Consider the following 14977-nt stretch of genomic DNA (forward strand, 5'->3'; position numbering starts at 1 on the left):
GCCAGAGCCCGAGCAGGGGAGAAAAATCTGCGTCACGCCCCTTGACCCCCTCGGGCCGACTCCCCTCTACTTTCCGGCAGGAAAACGGTTGCGCAAACAAGTTCCCGAGCAGCCCGCCGTGCCGTACCCGAGTGCCCTGTCGTGCCGTACCCGAGTGCCCCACCGTGCCCGTACCCGAGTGCCCTGCCGACCCGTTCCCGAACACTGCACGACCCGTCGAACGCGCTCCCGACGAGAACCGGAGAACCATGCCCCGCACACGCTCCGCCGCCCTCCCCGGCACGGGACCCGTCCACCCCACCCCCGGCGCCCTCGGCGCGCTGCGCCCCGCGCCCGTCACGATCGGCGCCGGTTTCTGGCACACCCGCCGTGAGGTCAACGCGCGCACGTCCATCCCCCAGGGCCCGGAGCTGCTGGAGTCGGCGGGCAACCTGCACAACCTGCGGCTGGCCGCGGGCACGGCCGAGGGCGCTTACCAGGGCGCGTACCCGTTCGTCGACACCGACGTCTACAAGTGGCTGGAGGCCGCCGCCTGGCGGCTGGCCGAGGAACCGGCCGGGAACCTGGCCGCCGAGGTGGACCGGATCATCGCCCTGGTGGCCGCCGCCCAGCGGCCCGACGGCTATCTCAACACCTGGTTCCAGCTCCGGAAGAACGGCGAGCGCTACCAGGATCTGCGCTGGGGCCACGAGTTGTACTGCGCGGGCCACCTCATCCAGGCGGCCGTCGCCCACCACCGCACCACCGGACGCCCCGAACTCCTCGACGTGGCCCGCCGTTTCGCCGACCACGTCGACTCGGCCTTCGGCGCTCCCGGCAGCGGGAAGCCCATCGACGGCATCGACGGCCACCCCGAGGTCGAGACCGCGCTGGTCGAGCTGTACCGCGAGACAGGCGAACGCCGCTACCTCGACCTGGCCGGGTACTTCGTCGACCGGCACGGACACGGCCTGCTCGGCGGCGAGGCCTACTGCCAGGACCGCGTCCCGCTGCGCGAGGCGACCACCGTGGAGGGCCACGCCGTACGGCAGTTGTATCTGCTGGCCGCGGCGGCGGACCTGGCGTCCGAGACCGCCGACACCGAACTCCGCGCGGCCACCGAGCGGTTGTGGCAGGCCATGGTGGCGGCGAAGACCCATCTCACCGGCGGGCTCGGCGCCCACCACGACGAGGAGGACTTCGGCGACCCCTACGAACTCCCCAACGAGCGCGCCTACTGCGAGACCTGCGCGGCCATCGCCTCCGTCCAGTGGAGCTGGCGCATGGCCCTGCTCACCGGCGAGGCCCGCTACTCCGACCTGATCGAACGGACCCTGTACAACGGCTTCCTGGCCGGAGTCTCCCTGGACGGCGAGCGCTGGCTGTACGTCAACCCGCTCCAGGTCCGCGACGGCCACACCGATCCGGGCGGCGACCAGTCGGCCCGCCGCACCCGCTGGTTCCGCTGCGCCTGCTGCCCGCCCAACGTCATGCGGTTGCTGGCCTCCCTGGAGCACTACCTCGCGTCCACCGACGCCGGTGGTCTCCAGATCCACCAGTACGTCACCGGCGAGTACCGAGCCGACCTGGCCGGCGCCCCCGTCGTCGTACGCGCCGAGACCGACTACCCCTGGCACGGCACGGTCGCCCTCACCGTCGAGCAGACGCCCGACGCCCCCTGGACCCTCTCCCTCCGCATCCCTCAGTGGTGCGGCTCCTTCCGCGTCCACGACGGCGAACGGACCTACGACGGCACGAACGCGCCCGTCCGGGACGGCTGGCTGCGCCTGGAGCGGACCTGGGCCCCCGGCGACCGGGTGATCCTCGAACTCGCCCTGGACGCCCGGCTCACCGCGGCCGACCCGCGCGTGGACGCCGTACGCGGCTGCGCGGCGATCGAACGCGGCCCGCTCGTGTACTGCCTGGAACAGGCGGACCACCCGGACGGCGGTCTGGACGACATCGTCCTCGACACCGGCCGCCCGCTCGCCGTCAAGCAGCGCCCCGACCTGCTCGGCGGTGTCACCACCGTGCTGGCCGCCGGCCACCGCCGCGAGCTCCCCGACGACGGCTCCTGGTGGCCCTACCGCCCCGCCGGTCACCCGGCGACCCCGGCCGGGGACCCGGTCGAACTCACCGCGATCCCCTACTACGCCTGGGCCAACCGCGAGGACGGCGCGATGCGCGTCTGGCTGCCCACGTCCTGATCCGCGCACCCGCGCACACCTCTCCCCCCGTCTCCCGACAACGAGGTCACCCCGTGAGAAGCACCCGCCGCACCCTGACCGCAGCCATAGCCACCGCCTGTGCCCTCGCCACCGTCACCGCGTGCGGCGGCGGCTCCGGCTCCTCCTCGTCCGGGTCGTCCTCGACGTACACCTTCTGGGACCCCTACCCGCAGTTCGACGCCTCCTCCGACTGGGGCAAGCGCGTCACCGCGTGCGGCACCGAGGCCGGGGTCAAGGTCAAGCGCACCGCCTACGACACCACGGACCTGGGCAACAAGGCCCTGCTAGCCGCCCAGCAGGGCAACGCGCCCGACGTGATGCTGGTCGACAACCCGGTCGTCTCCACCCTCGTCGAGGCCGGCATCCTCACCCGAACGAGCGACCTCGGCCTCGACACGGCCGCGATCCAGAAGAACATCATCGGCGCGGGCACCCTCGACAACGCGGCCTACGGCATCCCCATCGGCGCCAACACCCTCGCCCTCTACTACAACAAGAAGGTCCTGTCCGCGGCCCATGTCGACCCGGCCGGCATCAAGGACTGGCCCTCCCTCACCGCGGCCCTCAAGAAGATCAAGGCCTCGGGCAAGAAGGGCATCACCTTCTCGGCGATCAACACCGAGGAGGGCAGCTTCCAGTTCCTGCCGTGGTTCTGGGGCGCCGGCGGTGACCTCACCCGGCTCGACTCCCCCAAGGGCGTGGCGGCCCTCACCCTGTGGAAGCAGTGGGTCGACGCGGGATACGCCCCCAAGGACGTACTGAACAACACCCAGACGACGAGCTGGCAGGAGTTCGCCACCGGGGACTACGCCTTCGGCGAGAACGGCACCTGGCAGCTCGCCAACGCCGAGAAGGCCGGATTCCCGTACGGGATCGTCAACATCCCCGCGCAGAACGGCGGTTCGGCACCGGTCCCCACCGGCGGCGAATTCGTCACCGTTCCCGTCCAGAAGGACACCGGCCGCTACGACACCACCAAGAAGATCGTCGGCTGTCTGACCAGCGCGGAGAACCTCCTCGCGAGCGACACGACGCTGACCTATGTGGCGCCGACCGCGGCGGTCCAGGCGCAGCAGGTCAAGGCGAACGCGAAGCTCAAGCCGTGGGTGGCCGCGGTGGCGGCGGCGCGCGGCCGCACCAGCGGCGGCCTGGGCACCAAGTACCCCACGATCTCCCAGCCGATGTGGACCGCCGTACAGGCGGCCCTCTCCGGCTCCAAGAGTCCCGCCGCGGCCCTGTCCGACGCCCAGACCGCGGCCTCCAAGGGCTAGCCCACCAGCACTGTTTCGCCCCGCCGCCCCTACCCGACCCGAACCTGGAGCCTCGCCGGCCGGGGCTGTGACCGTCCGGGTCCCGCACCCGCAGCCGGGTACGCGCGTGAGGGGCCGTGCCGGTACATCACATGCCCGCAGGCCGGACGGATCACCACCCACGAACACGTAGCAACCCCGCTGAGATCCGTTCGGATGCGGGCGGATGTACCGGCACGACCCCGCCCCACAACGCACCCGCCACCCGCCACCCGGCACCCGCACCCGCACCCGCACCCGGCAAACCGCAGAGGCATCGCATGCTCACCCACCACCACCGAAGCCGGCTGACCGCGCTCGCCTTCCTGGCCCCGCTGGCCGCGTACCTCGCCGCCTTCTACGCCTACCCGCTCTACCGCAACCTCGACCTGAGCCTGCGCGACTACACCGTCCGGTCCTTCGTCGCGGGCGACGCCCCCTTCTCCGGCTGGGACAACTTCTCCACGGTCCTGAACGACCCGTCCTTCGCCCCGGCCATGTGGCACACGACGGTCTTCACCTTCGCGTCCATCGCCGTGCAGTACGCCGCCGGCCTCGCCCTCGCCGTCTTCTTCGACCGCAGGTTCCCGCTCGCCCCCACCCTGCGGGCCCTGTTCCTGATCCCCTGGCTGCTGCCGCTGATCGTGTCGGCGTCGACCTGGTCCTGGATGTTCAACAGCGAGTCCGGCGTGGTCAATTACGCCCTGCACCTGATCGGCGTCGCGCCCGTCGGCTGGCTCACCTCACCGCACTGGGCGCTGGCCTCGGTCATCATCGCCAACATCTGGATCGGCGTCCCCTTCAACCTGGTCATCCTCTACAGCGGCCTCCAGAACATCCCGGCCGAGCTGTACGAGGCCGCCGCCCTGGACGGGGCGAACGCCTGGCAGCAGTTCCGCCGCGTCACGTTCCCGCTGCTGCGCCCGGTCTCGGCGATCACCCTGCTGCTCGGCCTCGTCTACACCCTCAAGGTCTTCGACCTGATCTGGATCATGACCAAGGGCGGCCCCGGCGACTCCTCGACCACCCTGGCGACCTGGTCGTACCAGCTCGGATTCGGCACCCTGCTGCCCAAGTTCGGCCCCGGCGCCGCCGTCGGCAACATCCTCATCGTCATCGCCCTCGCCTTCGGGCTGCTGCACGTCCGCGTCCAGAGGAGGCAGGAATGGTGAACTCCCGTACGGACAGGCGCCGTCACACCGTGCTCGGCGTCGCCCTCACCGCGCTCATGCTCTTCCCGGTGTACTGGATGCTGAACGTGTCCCTCACCCCGCAGCGGAACATGCGCAAGAGCCCGCCCGACCTGATCCCGCTGCACCCCACCTTCGAGGGCTACCGAGCCGTCCTGAACGACCAGTTGCCGTACCTGGGCACCAGCCTGCTCATCGGCCTCGGGACCGTCGCCCTCACCCTGGTCCTCGCCGCACCGGCGGGCTACTCGCTCGCCAAGCTGCGCCCGCCCGGCGCGGGACCGCTCGGACTCGCGCTCCTGGTGGCCCAGATGATCCCGGGCATCGTCATGGCGATGGGCTTCTACGGGTTCTTCCTGGACCTCGGGATACTGAACTCCTGGTGGGGCCTGATCATCGCGGACTCCACCATCGCCGTGCCGTTCGGCGTCATGATCTTCGCCGCGTTCATGTCGGGCATCCCCGGCGAGCTCATCTCCGCGGCCCGCATCGACGGCGCCGGCACCTGGCGGATCTTCCGCTCCGTCGTCCTGCCGGTGAGCCGCAACGCGATCGTCACGGTCTCGCTCTTCGCCTTCCTGTGGGCCTGGTCCGACTTCGTCTTCGCCAACACCCTCGACGGCGGTGGCGACATGCGCCCCATCACCCTCGGCATCTACCACTACATCGGCAACAACAACCAGGAATGGAACGCGATCATGGCCACCGCCGTCGTCGCGTCGATCCCCGCCACTGTCCTGCTCGTCCTCGCACAGCGTTATGTGGCCGCGGGCGTGACCGCGGGCGCGGTGAAGGACTGAGCAGGCGTTCCCCGCTCCCCACTTCAGGAGGCTCCTCCATGAGCCGCACGAGCCGCTTAGCCCGGACCCGACGAGTCCTCACACCCCCACCGGTCACCACACCCACACCCACACCCGTCACCGCACCCGCACCCGCACCGGACACCAGAGCCGGAGCCACCTCCCCGGCCGTCGTCGCCGGACTCCATCGGGCCCGTGCGCTCGCCGCCCTGGTGGCGTTCTCCCTGGCCTCCGGCGCCGCCCTGTTCACCGCACCCGCCGCCCAGGCGGCCCCCACCGCGGCCACCACCCTGGTGGTGAACGCCGACCAGACCCTCCGTCCGGTCACCCACGTGGCGAGCGGCAGCCTGTACGGCCTCGCCGACGCGAGCACCCCGGCCGACGGTCTGGTCACCCCGCTCAAGCCGAACACCTTCGTGCAGATGGCACCGGGCGGTTCCCAGCTCCCCAACGGCGAACCCGCCCCCGGGGGCGACGCGCTGAAGGTGGCGTCCAAGGCGGCGCGGGCCGGCGCCGGGGTCGTCGTCCGCATGCCGGACTGGTATCCGAACTTCCCCTACAAGTGGGTGAGCTGGAGCAACTGGCTGTCGGCCGTGGACACGCAGATCGCGTCGGTCAAGTCCTCCTCCGCCACGAACATCCGCGCCTACGAGCTGTGGAACGAACCCGACTGGACCTGGGACACCACGAACGCCGGTACGTTCGAGGCGGGTTGGACGCGCACCTACAAGGAGGTCCGCGCCAAGGACGCCACCACCCCGATCCAGGGTCCCAGCCACTCGGCGTGGAACCAGAGCTGGATGAGCACGTTCCTCACGGCCGCCAAGGCCGCCGGCACCGTGCCCGACATCATCGCCTGGCACGAACTCCAGGGCTCCCAGGACATCGCGGCACACGTCGCCGCGTACCGCTCCCTGGAAAGCGGCCTGGGCATCACCGCGCGGCCGATCGCCATCGAGGAGTACGGGACGCCCACCGAGGCGGGTGTGCCGGGTTCGCTCGTCGGTTATGTCGCCAAGTTCGAGCGGGCCGGCGTCCACGACGCCGAACTCGCCTTCTGGAACCACTACGGCACCCTCGGCGACACCCTCACCGACACCGGCGGATCGCCCAACGGCTCGTACTGGCTCTACAAGTGGTACGGCGACATGTCCGGTTCCATGGTCCCCACCACGCCCCCGGCGCAGACGGGCATCGACGGGGCCGCGTCCCGCACCGGGGACGGCCGGCAGATCAGCGTCGTCTTCGGCGGCGGCACCGGTTCGACCGCCGTGACGGTCAAGGGCCTCGGCTCCCTGTCCGCCTTCGGCAGCACCGTGCACGCCAAGCTGGAGTACACCCCGTCCAAGGGCCGCACCACGGCCGTGGCGGCCCCGTACACGATCTCGGAGGCCGACTACGCGGTCTCGAACGGGTCCGTCACCGTGCCCGTGGCCATGAACGCCTCGGACGGCTACCACCTGGTCCTCACCCCGAGCGGCAGCTCCACCTCGCTCGCCGGGACCTACCAGATCACCAACAAGAACAGCGCCCTCGCCCTGGACACCCAGAACGCGGGCACGGCCCAGGGCACCGCGGTCGTCCAGGCCACGTCCTCCACCGCCGCCGGCCAGTCGTCGTGGAACCTCTCCTCCGCCGGCTCCGGCCTCTACAAAATCACCGGCAAGGCGAGCGGCCTGCTGCTCGGCATCTCGAACGCGAGCACGGCGGCCGGCGGCACGGCGCTGATCTGGGGCGACAACGGCACGGCCGACCACCTGTGGCAGTTGATCCCCGCCGGTGACGGCTACTACAAGATCGCCAACTACAACAGCGGTCTGCTGCTCGGCGTGAACGGCATGAGCACCTCCACCGGCGCCCAGGTCCTCCAGTGGGACGACAACGGCACCGCCGACCACCTGTGGAAACTGACCTCGCGCTGAGGCCGGCTCCCCAGGTACGGGTACGCCCCCGGATGTCGGCCGGGGGCGCACTCGTGGAGACAACCGCTTCGGAAACGGCTCCGGACAGCGCTCCGGACACCGCTCCGCGCTAGATGAACGAGTTGATCTCGATCGTCTCGGTGCGGCCCGGGCCGACGCCGATCGCGGAGATCGGCGCGCCCGACATCTCCTCCAGCGCCTTCACGTAGTCCTGCGCGTTCTTCGGGAGATCCGCGAAGGTCTTCGCCTTGGTGATGTCCTCGGACCAGCCGGGGAGGTTCTCGTAGATCGGCTTCGCGTGGTGGAAGTCGGTCTGGGAGTACGGGAGTTCCTCGACGCGCTTGCCGTCGATCTCGTACGCCACGCAGACCGGGATCTCCTCCCAGCCGGTCAGGACGTCCAGCTTGGTGAGGAAGAAGTCGGTCAGACCGTTCACGCGGGTCGCGTAGCGGGCGATGACCGCGTCGAACCAGCCACAGCGCCGGTCACGGCCGGTCGTCACACCACGCTCGCCGCCGATGCGCCGCAGCGCCTCGCCGTCGGCGTCGAGGAGCTCGGTCGGGAACGGGCCCGAGCCGACACGGGTCGTGTACGCCTTGAGGATGCCGATGACCCGGCTGATCTTGGTCGGGCCGACACCGGCGCCCGTGCAGGCGCCGCCCGCGGTCGGGTTGGACGACGTAACGAACGGATACGTGCCGTGGTCGATGTCCAGCAGCGTGCCCTGGCCGCCCTCGAAGAGCACGACCTTGTCCTGCTCCAGCGCCTCGTTGAGGATCAGGACGGTGTCCGCGACGTACGGCTTGAGCCGGTCCGCGTAGCTCAGCAGCTCCTCGACGACCTGGCTCGCCTCGATGGCGCGCCGGTTGTAGAGCTTGGTGAGCAGCTGGTTCTTGACCTCCAGCGCCGCCTCGACCTTCTGGACGAGGATCGACTCGTCGTAGAGGTCCTGGATGCGGATGCCGACGCGGTTGATCTTGTCCGCGTAGGTCGGACCGATGCCGCGTCCGGTGGTCCCGATCTTCCGCTTTCCGAGGAAGCGTTCCGTCACCTTGTCGACAGTGACGTTGTAAGGCGTGATGATATGAGCGTTTCCGCTGATCAGCAGCTTGGAAGTGTCGACGCCGCGCTCGTTCAGTCCGTTCAGCTCGGAGAACAGGACGGACGGGTCGATGACGACTCCGTTGCCGATCACCGGAGTGCACTCCGGCGTGAGGATTCCGGAAGGGAGGAGGTGGAGAGCGTATTTCTGGTCGCCCACGACTACCGTATGGCCGGCGTTGTTACCGCCCTGGTAGCGAACCACATAGTCCACGGATCCACCGAGCAGGTCGGTGGCCTTTCCCTTGCCTTCGTCACCCCACTGAGCACCGAGCAGCACAAGTGCGGGCACAGGCGTACACCCCTTCCGGGCGGGGCATGTCCAAGGTCGGGGACGTACGCGGCTGGTTCTGGCTACGGCTGCGTACGCCGGCGACCACCATTGGCCGCGACCGTCGGACCGGATGCCCCGGAATAGACGAAGCCCCTGGCGCAAAGGCGCAAGGGGCTCTTGCACAAAGATGCTACCCGAGGAAGCGAGGCATGACCGAGGTGGCGGCTTCCGACCAGCTCCTGGTGGTCATCGACCCGGTCGCCCGACGGACCGACGGCGAGTCCGTACGGATCGCGAAAGACGTGCTCAGCGCGGGTGCGGCGACGAAAGTGTGCCTTCCGGAGGGGCCCGAGGAATTCGCCCGGGCGCTGATCCGACGGGGTGCTCGCCGCCCTGTCGTCATCGGTGACGACGGGGCCCTGCTGCGGGCGGTGTCCCTGCTGCACCGGCGGCGGGAACTGGCCACGTGCGCGCTGTCCTTCGTACCCGTGGGCGGTGGTCTGGCGCTGTCCCGTTCGCTCGGGGTGCCGATGGGGGCCGTCGCGGCGGCCAGGGCGGTCCTCGACGGGGCCGAGCGACGCCTCGACCTGCTCGTGGACGACAGTGACGGCGTGGTGCTCGGCGCGCTGCGCATCCCGTCGCTGCCCTCCCGGCCGCCCGCTCCGGTGCACGTGGGAGCCCCCGGAGAGGCCGGGGCGCACCCCTGGCTCCGCACCTGCCAGTCCCTCGTGCGGACCTTCGCCACCCGTCCGTCCCGGCTCGCCTCCACACCCGGACTCGGGCCCTCCCGGCTGCGGATCGAGGTCGACGGGGTGTGCGTGGTGGATCTGGACCAGCCCGTGGAGGCCGTGTCCGTGACGCCGGGCGGATCGGGAACCGGAGCCGAGATCGAGGTCCGCGCGGTGTCCGTGGGGGCCGAGTCCTCGCCCCTGCGGCTGCTGGGCCACAAAGTCACCGTCTCCGGCGCCGACTTCCGCTACCGCGCGGACTCCGTGGTGAGCGGCCCGGTCCGCACCCGGACCTGGACGGTACGCGAATCGGCCTGGGGCCTGACCCTGCCGACCCCACACTGACGCGAGACGGGTCCGCCCGGCCGACCGGGATACCGGTCCCCCACGACAGTGAGAGCCCGGCTCACTCGGCCGGGCGGGACCCCCGGCCCACCCTGTCCAGGCAGGACACCATCCGCTCCGGCCGACCGGGACACCCGTCCCCCACGACAGGGAGAACCCGGCTCACTCAGCCGAGCGGGACACCCGGCCCACCCTGTCCAGGCAGGACACCGTCCGCTCCGGCCGGGCGGGACACCCGTCCCCCACGACAGGGAGAACCCGGCTCACCGGCCGGGCGGGACACCCGGCCCACCCTGTCCGGGCAGGACACCGTCCGCTCCGGCCGACCGGGACACCGGTCCAACCTCACGGGGAGAGGCCGGTCCACCTGGCCGGGCGGGCTGCCGGTCAGGCCTGGTGGGGGCGGTTCACTCTGGTGGGGAGGCCGGCTTGCCCCGGCGGCACGGGACGCCGGTCCCCCCGCACGGGGCGGGACTCCGGACCACCCTGGCGGCACGGCACGGAGTCCGGGACCGGGGTACCCGGTACAGGCCCGTCACGCGTCGCCGTACAGCGTCTCGCGGTGCGCGCGCCAGCGTTCCATCATCGCGGCGATCTCACCGTCGATGAACTCGAAGAACGCGAGGGTCTCGGAGAGCCGCCGCCCGGCGGGGGTCGTGGAACCGAGGGAGTCGACGCCGACGCGCAGCGCGAGCTCCCAGCGCTTGAGCACCGCGTCGCGGTTGGTCAGGGCCTCGTACCACTGGTTGCTGTGCACCCGGTACCGCTCGCGCCGCGAGCCTGGTTCGCGCTCGCGCGAGACCATGTGCTGCTGCGCGAGATACCGCACCGCGCCGGAGACCGCGGCGGGGCTGACCCGGAGCTGCTCGCCGAGTTCTGCGGAGGACATCGCGCCCGCGTCGGAGGCCAGCAGTGCCGCGAAGACACGGGCGGGCATCCGCTGCATGCCGGCCTCGACGAGCTGTGCCGCGAATCCCTCGACGAACTTCGAGACCGCCTCCGGATCCCGTTCCGCCGCAGTCGGTTCGGCCATCTGTCGATCATCTCCCCTGCTCACGCGTCGCCGTCGAGTGTATCCAGGATTTATACGCTTCCTTAACTTCACAAATTTCTGAAAGAAGCGTACGTTCTGGGCCATGACGAAGGCAATCAGCGTCGCCGGACTGCACAAGTCGTTCGGCAGGACGCACGCGCTGGACGGCCTCGACCTGGAGGTCGAGGCCGGCGAGGTGCACGGGTTCCTCGGCCCCAACGGCTCCGGGAAGTCCACCACCATCCGGGTCCTGCTGGGCCTGCTGCGCGCCGACTCCGGCACGGCACGGATGCTGGACATGGACCCCTGGGCGGACGCGGTCGAACTGCACCGCCGGGTCGCGTACGTCCCCGGCGACGTGACCCTGTGGCGCAACCTCTCCGGCGGCGAGGTCATCGACCTCTACGGACGGCTCCACGGCGGAGGCCGCGCCCGGCGCGGCGGACAGGGCGGGGGACGCGCCGGCGGCCTCGACCCGGCGCGGCGCGCCGACCTGATCGAGCGCTTCGAACTCGACCCCACCAAGAAGGGGCGCACCTACTCGAAGGGCAACCGCCAGAAGGTCGCCCTCGTCGCCGCCTTCGCCTCGGACGTCGACGTGCTCATCCTGGACGAGCCCACCTCGGGCCTCGACCCGCTGATGGAAGAGGTCTTCCAGCGGTGCGTACGGGAGGAACGCGACCGGGGCCGCACCGTCCTGCTGTCCTCGCACATCCTGAGCGAGGTCGAGGAACTCTGCGACCGGGTCAGCATCATCCGCAAGGGCCGGACCGTCGAGAGCGGTTCCCTCGCCGACCTGCGCCACCTCACCCGCACCAGCGTCACCGCCGAACTCACCGGCCCGCCGAACGGACTCGCGGCCCTGCCCGGGGTGCACGGCCTCGACGTCCAGGACACCGGCGTCCGGGCGGACGGAGTCCGGTGCCGGGTCGAACTCCACGTCGACACCGACAAGCTCAACGCCGTGCTGCGGTCACTGACCGACTCCGGCGTACGGTCCCTGACCTCGACCCCGCCGACCCTGGAAGAGCTGTTCCTGAGCCACTACCAGGACGATGTCCGGGCGCCGGATTCCGAAGGGGCGACGGCCCGATGACCGCCACGACCGCCGAGCCGGCCGGCGCCTTCGCCGCGCGAGCCGGAGGCTCCCGCCCGCTGGCCGGCACCGGAACCCTGCTGCGGTTCGCGCTGCGCCGCGACCGCGTGATGATGCCGCTGTGGATCGGCGTGACCGCCCTGCTGGTGCTCTCCCTCCCGGCCTCGCTGAAGACCGTCTACGGCACCCCGGCCGAACGCGCCACCCTGGCACGGCAGATGCTCACCAACAACTCCCTGCGCGCCACCTACGGTCCGGTGTTCAGCGACTCGCTCGGCGGCCTCACCGCCTGGCGCATCGGTGGCTACGCCGCAGTCCTCGCCGCCGTCATGAGCTTGATCATCGTCGTGCGGCACACCCGGGACGAGGAGGAGAGCGGACGGCAGGAACTCGTCTCCGCCGCGATGGTCGGGCGACGGGCCCCGCTGACCGCCGCCCTGCTCGCCGCCCTGGTCGCCAACGGCGTCCTCGCCCTGATCATCACGGCCGGCCTCGCAGGACAGGGCGGCTCCGGAGCCCTCGCGCTGGGGCTCGGGATCGGCGCGACCGGGACGCTCTTCGCGACCATGGCCGCGATCGTCGCCCAACTGACGGAGAGCGCGCGGCTCGCCAAGGGCCTGACGGGCGGTCTGATCGGCGCCGCCTTCGTCCTCAGGGCGGCTGGCGACTCGGCCACCGACGACGGCTCGTCCGTGCTGACCTGGCTCTCCCCGGTGGGCTGGCTGGAGAACCTCCGCGCCTTCGCCGAGGAACGCTGGTGGGTCCTGGCACTGTTCGTCGCGGCCATCGCCGCACAGGGCGCAGTCGCCTACGCACTCGCCGGGCGACGCGATGTCGGCATGAGCTTCCTGCCCACCCGGCCGGGGCCCGCGAACGGCCGCCTCGGCACCGCCGGGGCACTGGCCTGGCGGCTGCAACGCGGCGCGGTGCTCGGCTGGAGCCTCGGCTTCCTCGCCGCGGGCGCGGCGTTCGGCGGCATCACCAAGGGTGCCGCGGACCTGGTCGGCGGCAACGCCAAGACCCGCGAGATCATCGAGCGGATGGGCGGGCAGGCCGGGATCACCGACGCCTTCCTGGCCGCCATGGTGAACATGCTGGGCATGGTCGCCGCCCTCTACGTCGTCTCCTCCGTGCTCCGGCTGCACGGCGAGGAGACCTCGCAGCGCGCCGAACCGCTGCTCGCCGCCGCCGTCGGCCGACTGCGCTGGGCCGGCGGACACCTCGCCATCGCCTTCGGCGGCGCGGCCCTCATCATGCTGCTCGGCGGACTCGGCCTCGGGCTCGGCTACGGCGCCGAGCTCGGCGCGATCCTCGGGGCCTGCCTGGTCCAGGTCCCGGCGATCTGGATCCTGGGCGGCGTCACCGTCCTGCTCTACGGCCTCTCCCCCCGACTGGCCCCCGGCGCCTGGGCCGCGGCCGGCCTCGCCCTCCTCCTCGGCTGGATCGGCCCCGCCCTGAACATCCCCCAGGCCCTCATGGACCTCTCGCCCTTCGGCCACCTCCCGAAGCTGCCGGGCGGCACGATGGCCTGGACACCGGTCCTCGTCCTCACCGCGATCGCGGCCGCCCTGACGGCGGCAGGACTGACATCCCTGCGCCGCCGTGACCTGACGACCTGACCACCTGACGACGTGACCACCTGACGACGTGAGGGTCGGCGCGGTCCTGCGGAGGACGAGACCACGCCTCCCGGCGGGTCGGTGACGCCGTCAGACCTCGACCGACAGGCCCTCCAGTCCGCGGATCACGAAGTTCGGCTTGCGGACCGGTTCCTCCGTGAGACGGAGAGCGGGTGCCTTGGTCAGGAGGGCGCGCATGGACGCCGCCAGTTCGAGCCGCGCCAGCGGAGCGCCGATGCAGTAGTGGATACCCGCGCTGAACGAGATGTGCGGGTTCTCCGCCCGGGACAGGTCCAGCGTCTCCGGGTCCGCGAACACCTCGGCGTCACGGTTCGCGGAGCCGAAGAGCATCGCGACCTCCGCACCGCGCGGAACCGTCGTACCGTCGATCTCGATGTCGTCGAGCACCCAGCGCTCGAACAACTGGAGCGGAGTGTCGTAGCGCAGCAGCTCCTCCACCGCGGTGGGGATCAGTGTGTGGTCCGCCCGCAGCGCCGCCAGTTGCCCGGGGTGCCGGAACAGGGTCCACCAGCCGGTCACCGTCGAGTTGACGGTCGCCTCGTGCCCCGCGTTCAGCAGCAGCACGCAGGTGGAGATCATCTCCTGCTCCGTGAGCCGGTCGCCCTCGTCGTGCGCCGCGATCAGCCCCGAGATCAGGTCGTCCGCCGGCTCCTTGCGACGGTCCTCGATCAGCCCGCGCAGATACGCCGTGAACTCCTCCGACGCCCGCACCGCCTTCCGCGCCACCTCCTCGGACGGATTCAGTTCGTACATACCGCAGATGTCCGCCGACCAGGGCCGCAACGGCGCCCGTTCGGACTCCGGGATGCCCAGCATCTCCGCGATCACCGACACCGGCAGCGGCTCCGCCACATCGGTCAGCAGATCCCCGCCGCCCGCCCGCACCAGCCGGTCGACGAGCTCACCCGCCAGCCCCTCCACATACGGCTTCAGCCGCTCCACCGTGCGCGGCGTGAACGCCTTCGACACGAGCCGCCTGATCCGCGTGTGGTCCGGAGGCTCCAGATCGAGCATCCCGTGATCGTTGAGCACATGGAACGGCTCGTGCTCCGGCGGCGGCGCCGTCCGCCCGAAGTCCTCGTGCGTGAACCGGTGCTGATACGTCCGGCCCAGCCGACGGTCCCGCAGCAGCGCCGACACATCCGCGTGGTGCGGCACCAGCCACTGGTTCGTCGGCTCGTAGTAGTGCACCCGGCCCCGCGCACGCAGCTCCTCGTACGCCGGGTAGGGGTCCGCCACGAACGCCGGATCCCATGGGTCGAAGGCCCGCGAACTCTCCAAAGCTGCCATGATCGGACGCTAGCCCGACCCACCCCCCGCTGACCAGGGCCGCTGCACTACGGGCCGCCGCC

At 70.9% G+C, this 14977-nt stretch carries 11 protein-coding genes; 8 read left to right on the forward strand and 3 right to left on the reverse strand.

Annotation, left to right across the window (positions count from 1 at the left end; genetic code table 11):
- Positions 1-248 precede the first annotated feature (248 nt).
- From OHT01_RS19105 to OHT01_RS19125, 5 genes are all read left to right on the forward strand, one after another.
- On the forward strand, positions 249-2186 hold the full coding sequence (locus OHT01_RS19105; protein ID WP_328554347.1) for a glycoside hydrolase family 127 protein: 1938 nt from the start codon (positions 249-251) through the stop codon (positions 2184-2186).
- Positions 2187-2239: 53 nt separating this feature from the next.
- Positions 2240-3478, forward strand: coding sequence for a sugar ABC transporter substrate-binding protein (locus tag OHT01_RS19110; RefSeq protein WP_328554348.1), 1239 nt, complete (start codon positions 2240-2242; stop codon positions 3476-3478).
- A 299-nt stretch (positions 3479-3777) separates the two neighbouring features.
- Complete coding sequence (locus OHT01_RS19115) at positions 3778-4668, forward strand: carbohydrate ABC transporter permease (protein WP_328554349.1); 891 nt, start codon at positions 3778-3780, stop codon at positions 4666-4668.
- Positions 4662-5486, forward strand: a complete 825-nt coding sequence (locus tag OHT01_RS19120) for a carbohydrate ABC transporter permease (RefSeq protein ID WP_328554350.1) — start codon at positions 4662-4664, stop codon at positions 5484-5486. Before OHT01_RS19115 ends, OHT01_RS19120 begins: the two co-directional genes overlap by 7 nt.
- A gap of 38 nt (positions 5487-5524) precedes the next feature.
- Positions 5525-7408, forward strand: coding sequence for an RICIN domain-containing protein (locus tag OHT01_RS19125; protein ID WP_328554351.1), 1884 nt, complete (start codon positions 5525-5527; stop codon positions 7406-7408).
- Positions 7409-7517: 109 nt separating this feature from the next.
- On the opposite strand, the gene OHT01_RS19130 is transcribed toward OHT01_RS19125, so the two are convergent.
- The gene (locus OHT01_RS19130) at positions 7518-8801 is read right to left on the reverse strand and encodes an adenylosuccinate synthase (RefSeq protein WP_328554352.1); all 1284 of its coding nucleotides are present in this window, start codon (positions 8799-8801) and stop codon (positions 7518-7520) included.
- A 191-nt stretch (positions 8802-8992) separates the two neighbouring features.
- Between OHT01_RS19130 and OHT01_RS19135 the strand changes: the two genes are divergently transcribed.
- A complete protein-coding gene (locus tag OHT01_RS19135) occupies positions 8993-9856 on the forward strand; it encodes a diacylglycerol kinase family protein (RefSeq protein WP_328554353.1) in 864 nt (287 codons plus the stop codon).
- A 535-nt stretch (positions 9857-10391) separates the two neighbouring features.
- Here OHT01_RS19135 and OHT01_RS19140 read toward each other — a convergent pair.
- Positions 10392-10889: a GbsR/MarR family transcriptional regulator gene (locus OHT01_RS19140; protein ID WP_328554354.1), complete on the reverse strand. Its 498-nt coding sequence runs from the start codon at positions 10887-10889 to the stop codon at positions 10392-10394.
- 103 nt (positions 10890-10992) lie between these two features.
- Here OHT01_RS19140 and OHT01_RS19145 point away from each other — a divergent pair, with 103 nt between their 5' ends.
- Together OHT01_RS19145 and OHT01_RS19150 are read left to right on the forward strand one after the other, a co-directional pair.
- Positions 10993-11985 carry an ABC transporter ATP-binding protein gene (locus OHT01_RS19145; protein WP_328554355.1) on the forward strand — a complete coding sequence of 331 codons (993 nt, stop codon included), beginning with the start codon at positions 10993-10995 and terminating at the stop codon, positions 11983-11985.
- Positions 11982-13604 carry an ABC transporter permease gene (locus OHT01_RS19150; RefSeq protein WP_328554356.1) on the forward strand — a complete coding sequence of 541 codons (1623 nt, stop codon included), beginning with the start codon at positions 11982-11984 and terminating at the stop codon, positions 13602-13604. The genes OHT01_RS19145 and OHT01_RS19150 overlap by 4 nt, the downstream gene beginning before the upstream one ends.
- 90 nt (positions 13605-13694) lie before the next feature.
- On the opposite strand, the gene OHT01_RS19155 is transcribed toward OHT01_RS19150, so the two are convergent.
- Positions 13695-14915 carry a cytochrome P450 gene (locus OHT01_RS19155; protein ID WP_328554357.1) on the reverse strand — a complete coding sequence of 407 codons (1221 nt, stop codon included), beginning with the start codon at positions 14913-14915 and terminating at the stop codon, positions 13695-13697.
- Positions 14916-14977: the final 62 nt, after the last annotated feature.

This window comes from Streptomyces sp. NBC_00358, assembly GCF_036099295.1.
Classification (GTDB): domain Bacteria; phylum Actinomycetota; class Actinomycetes; order Streptomycetales; family Streptomycetaceae; genus Streptomyces.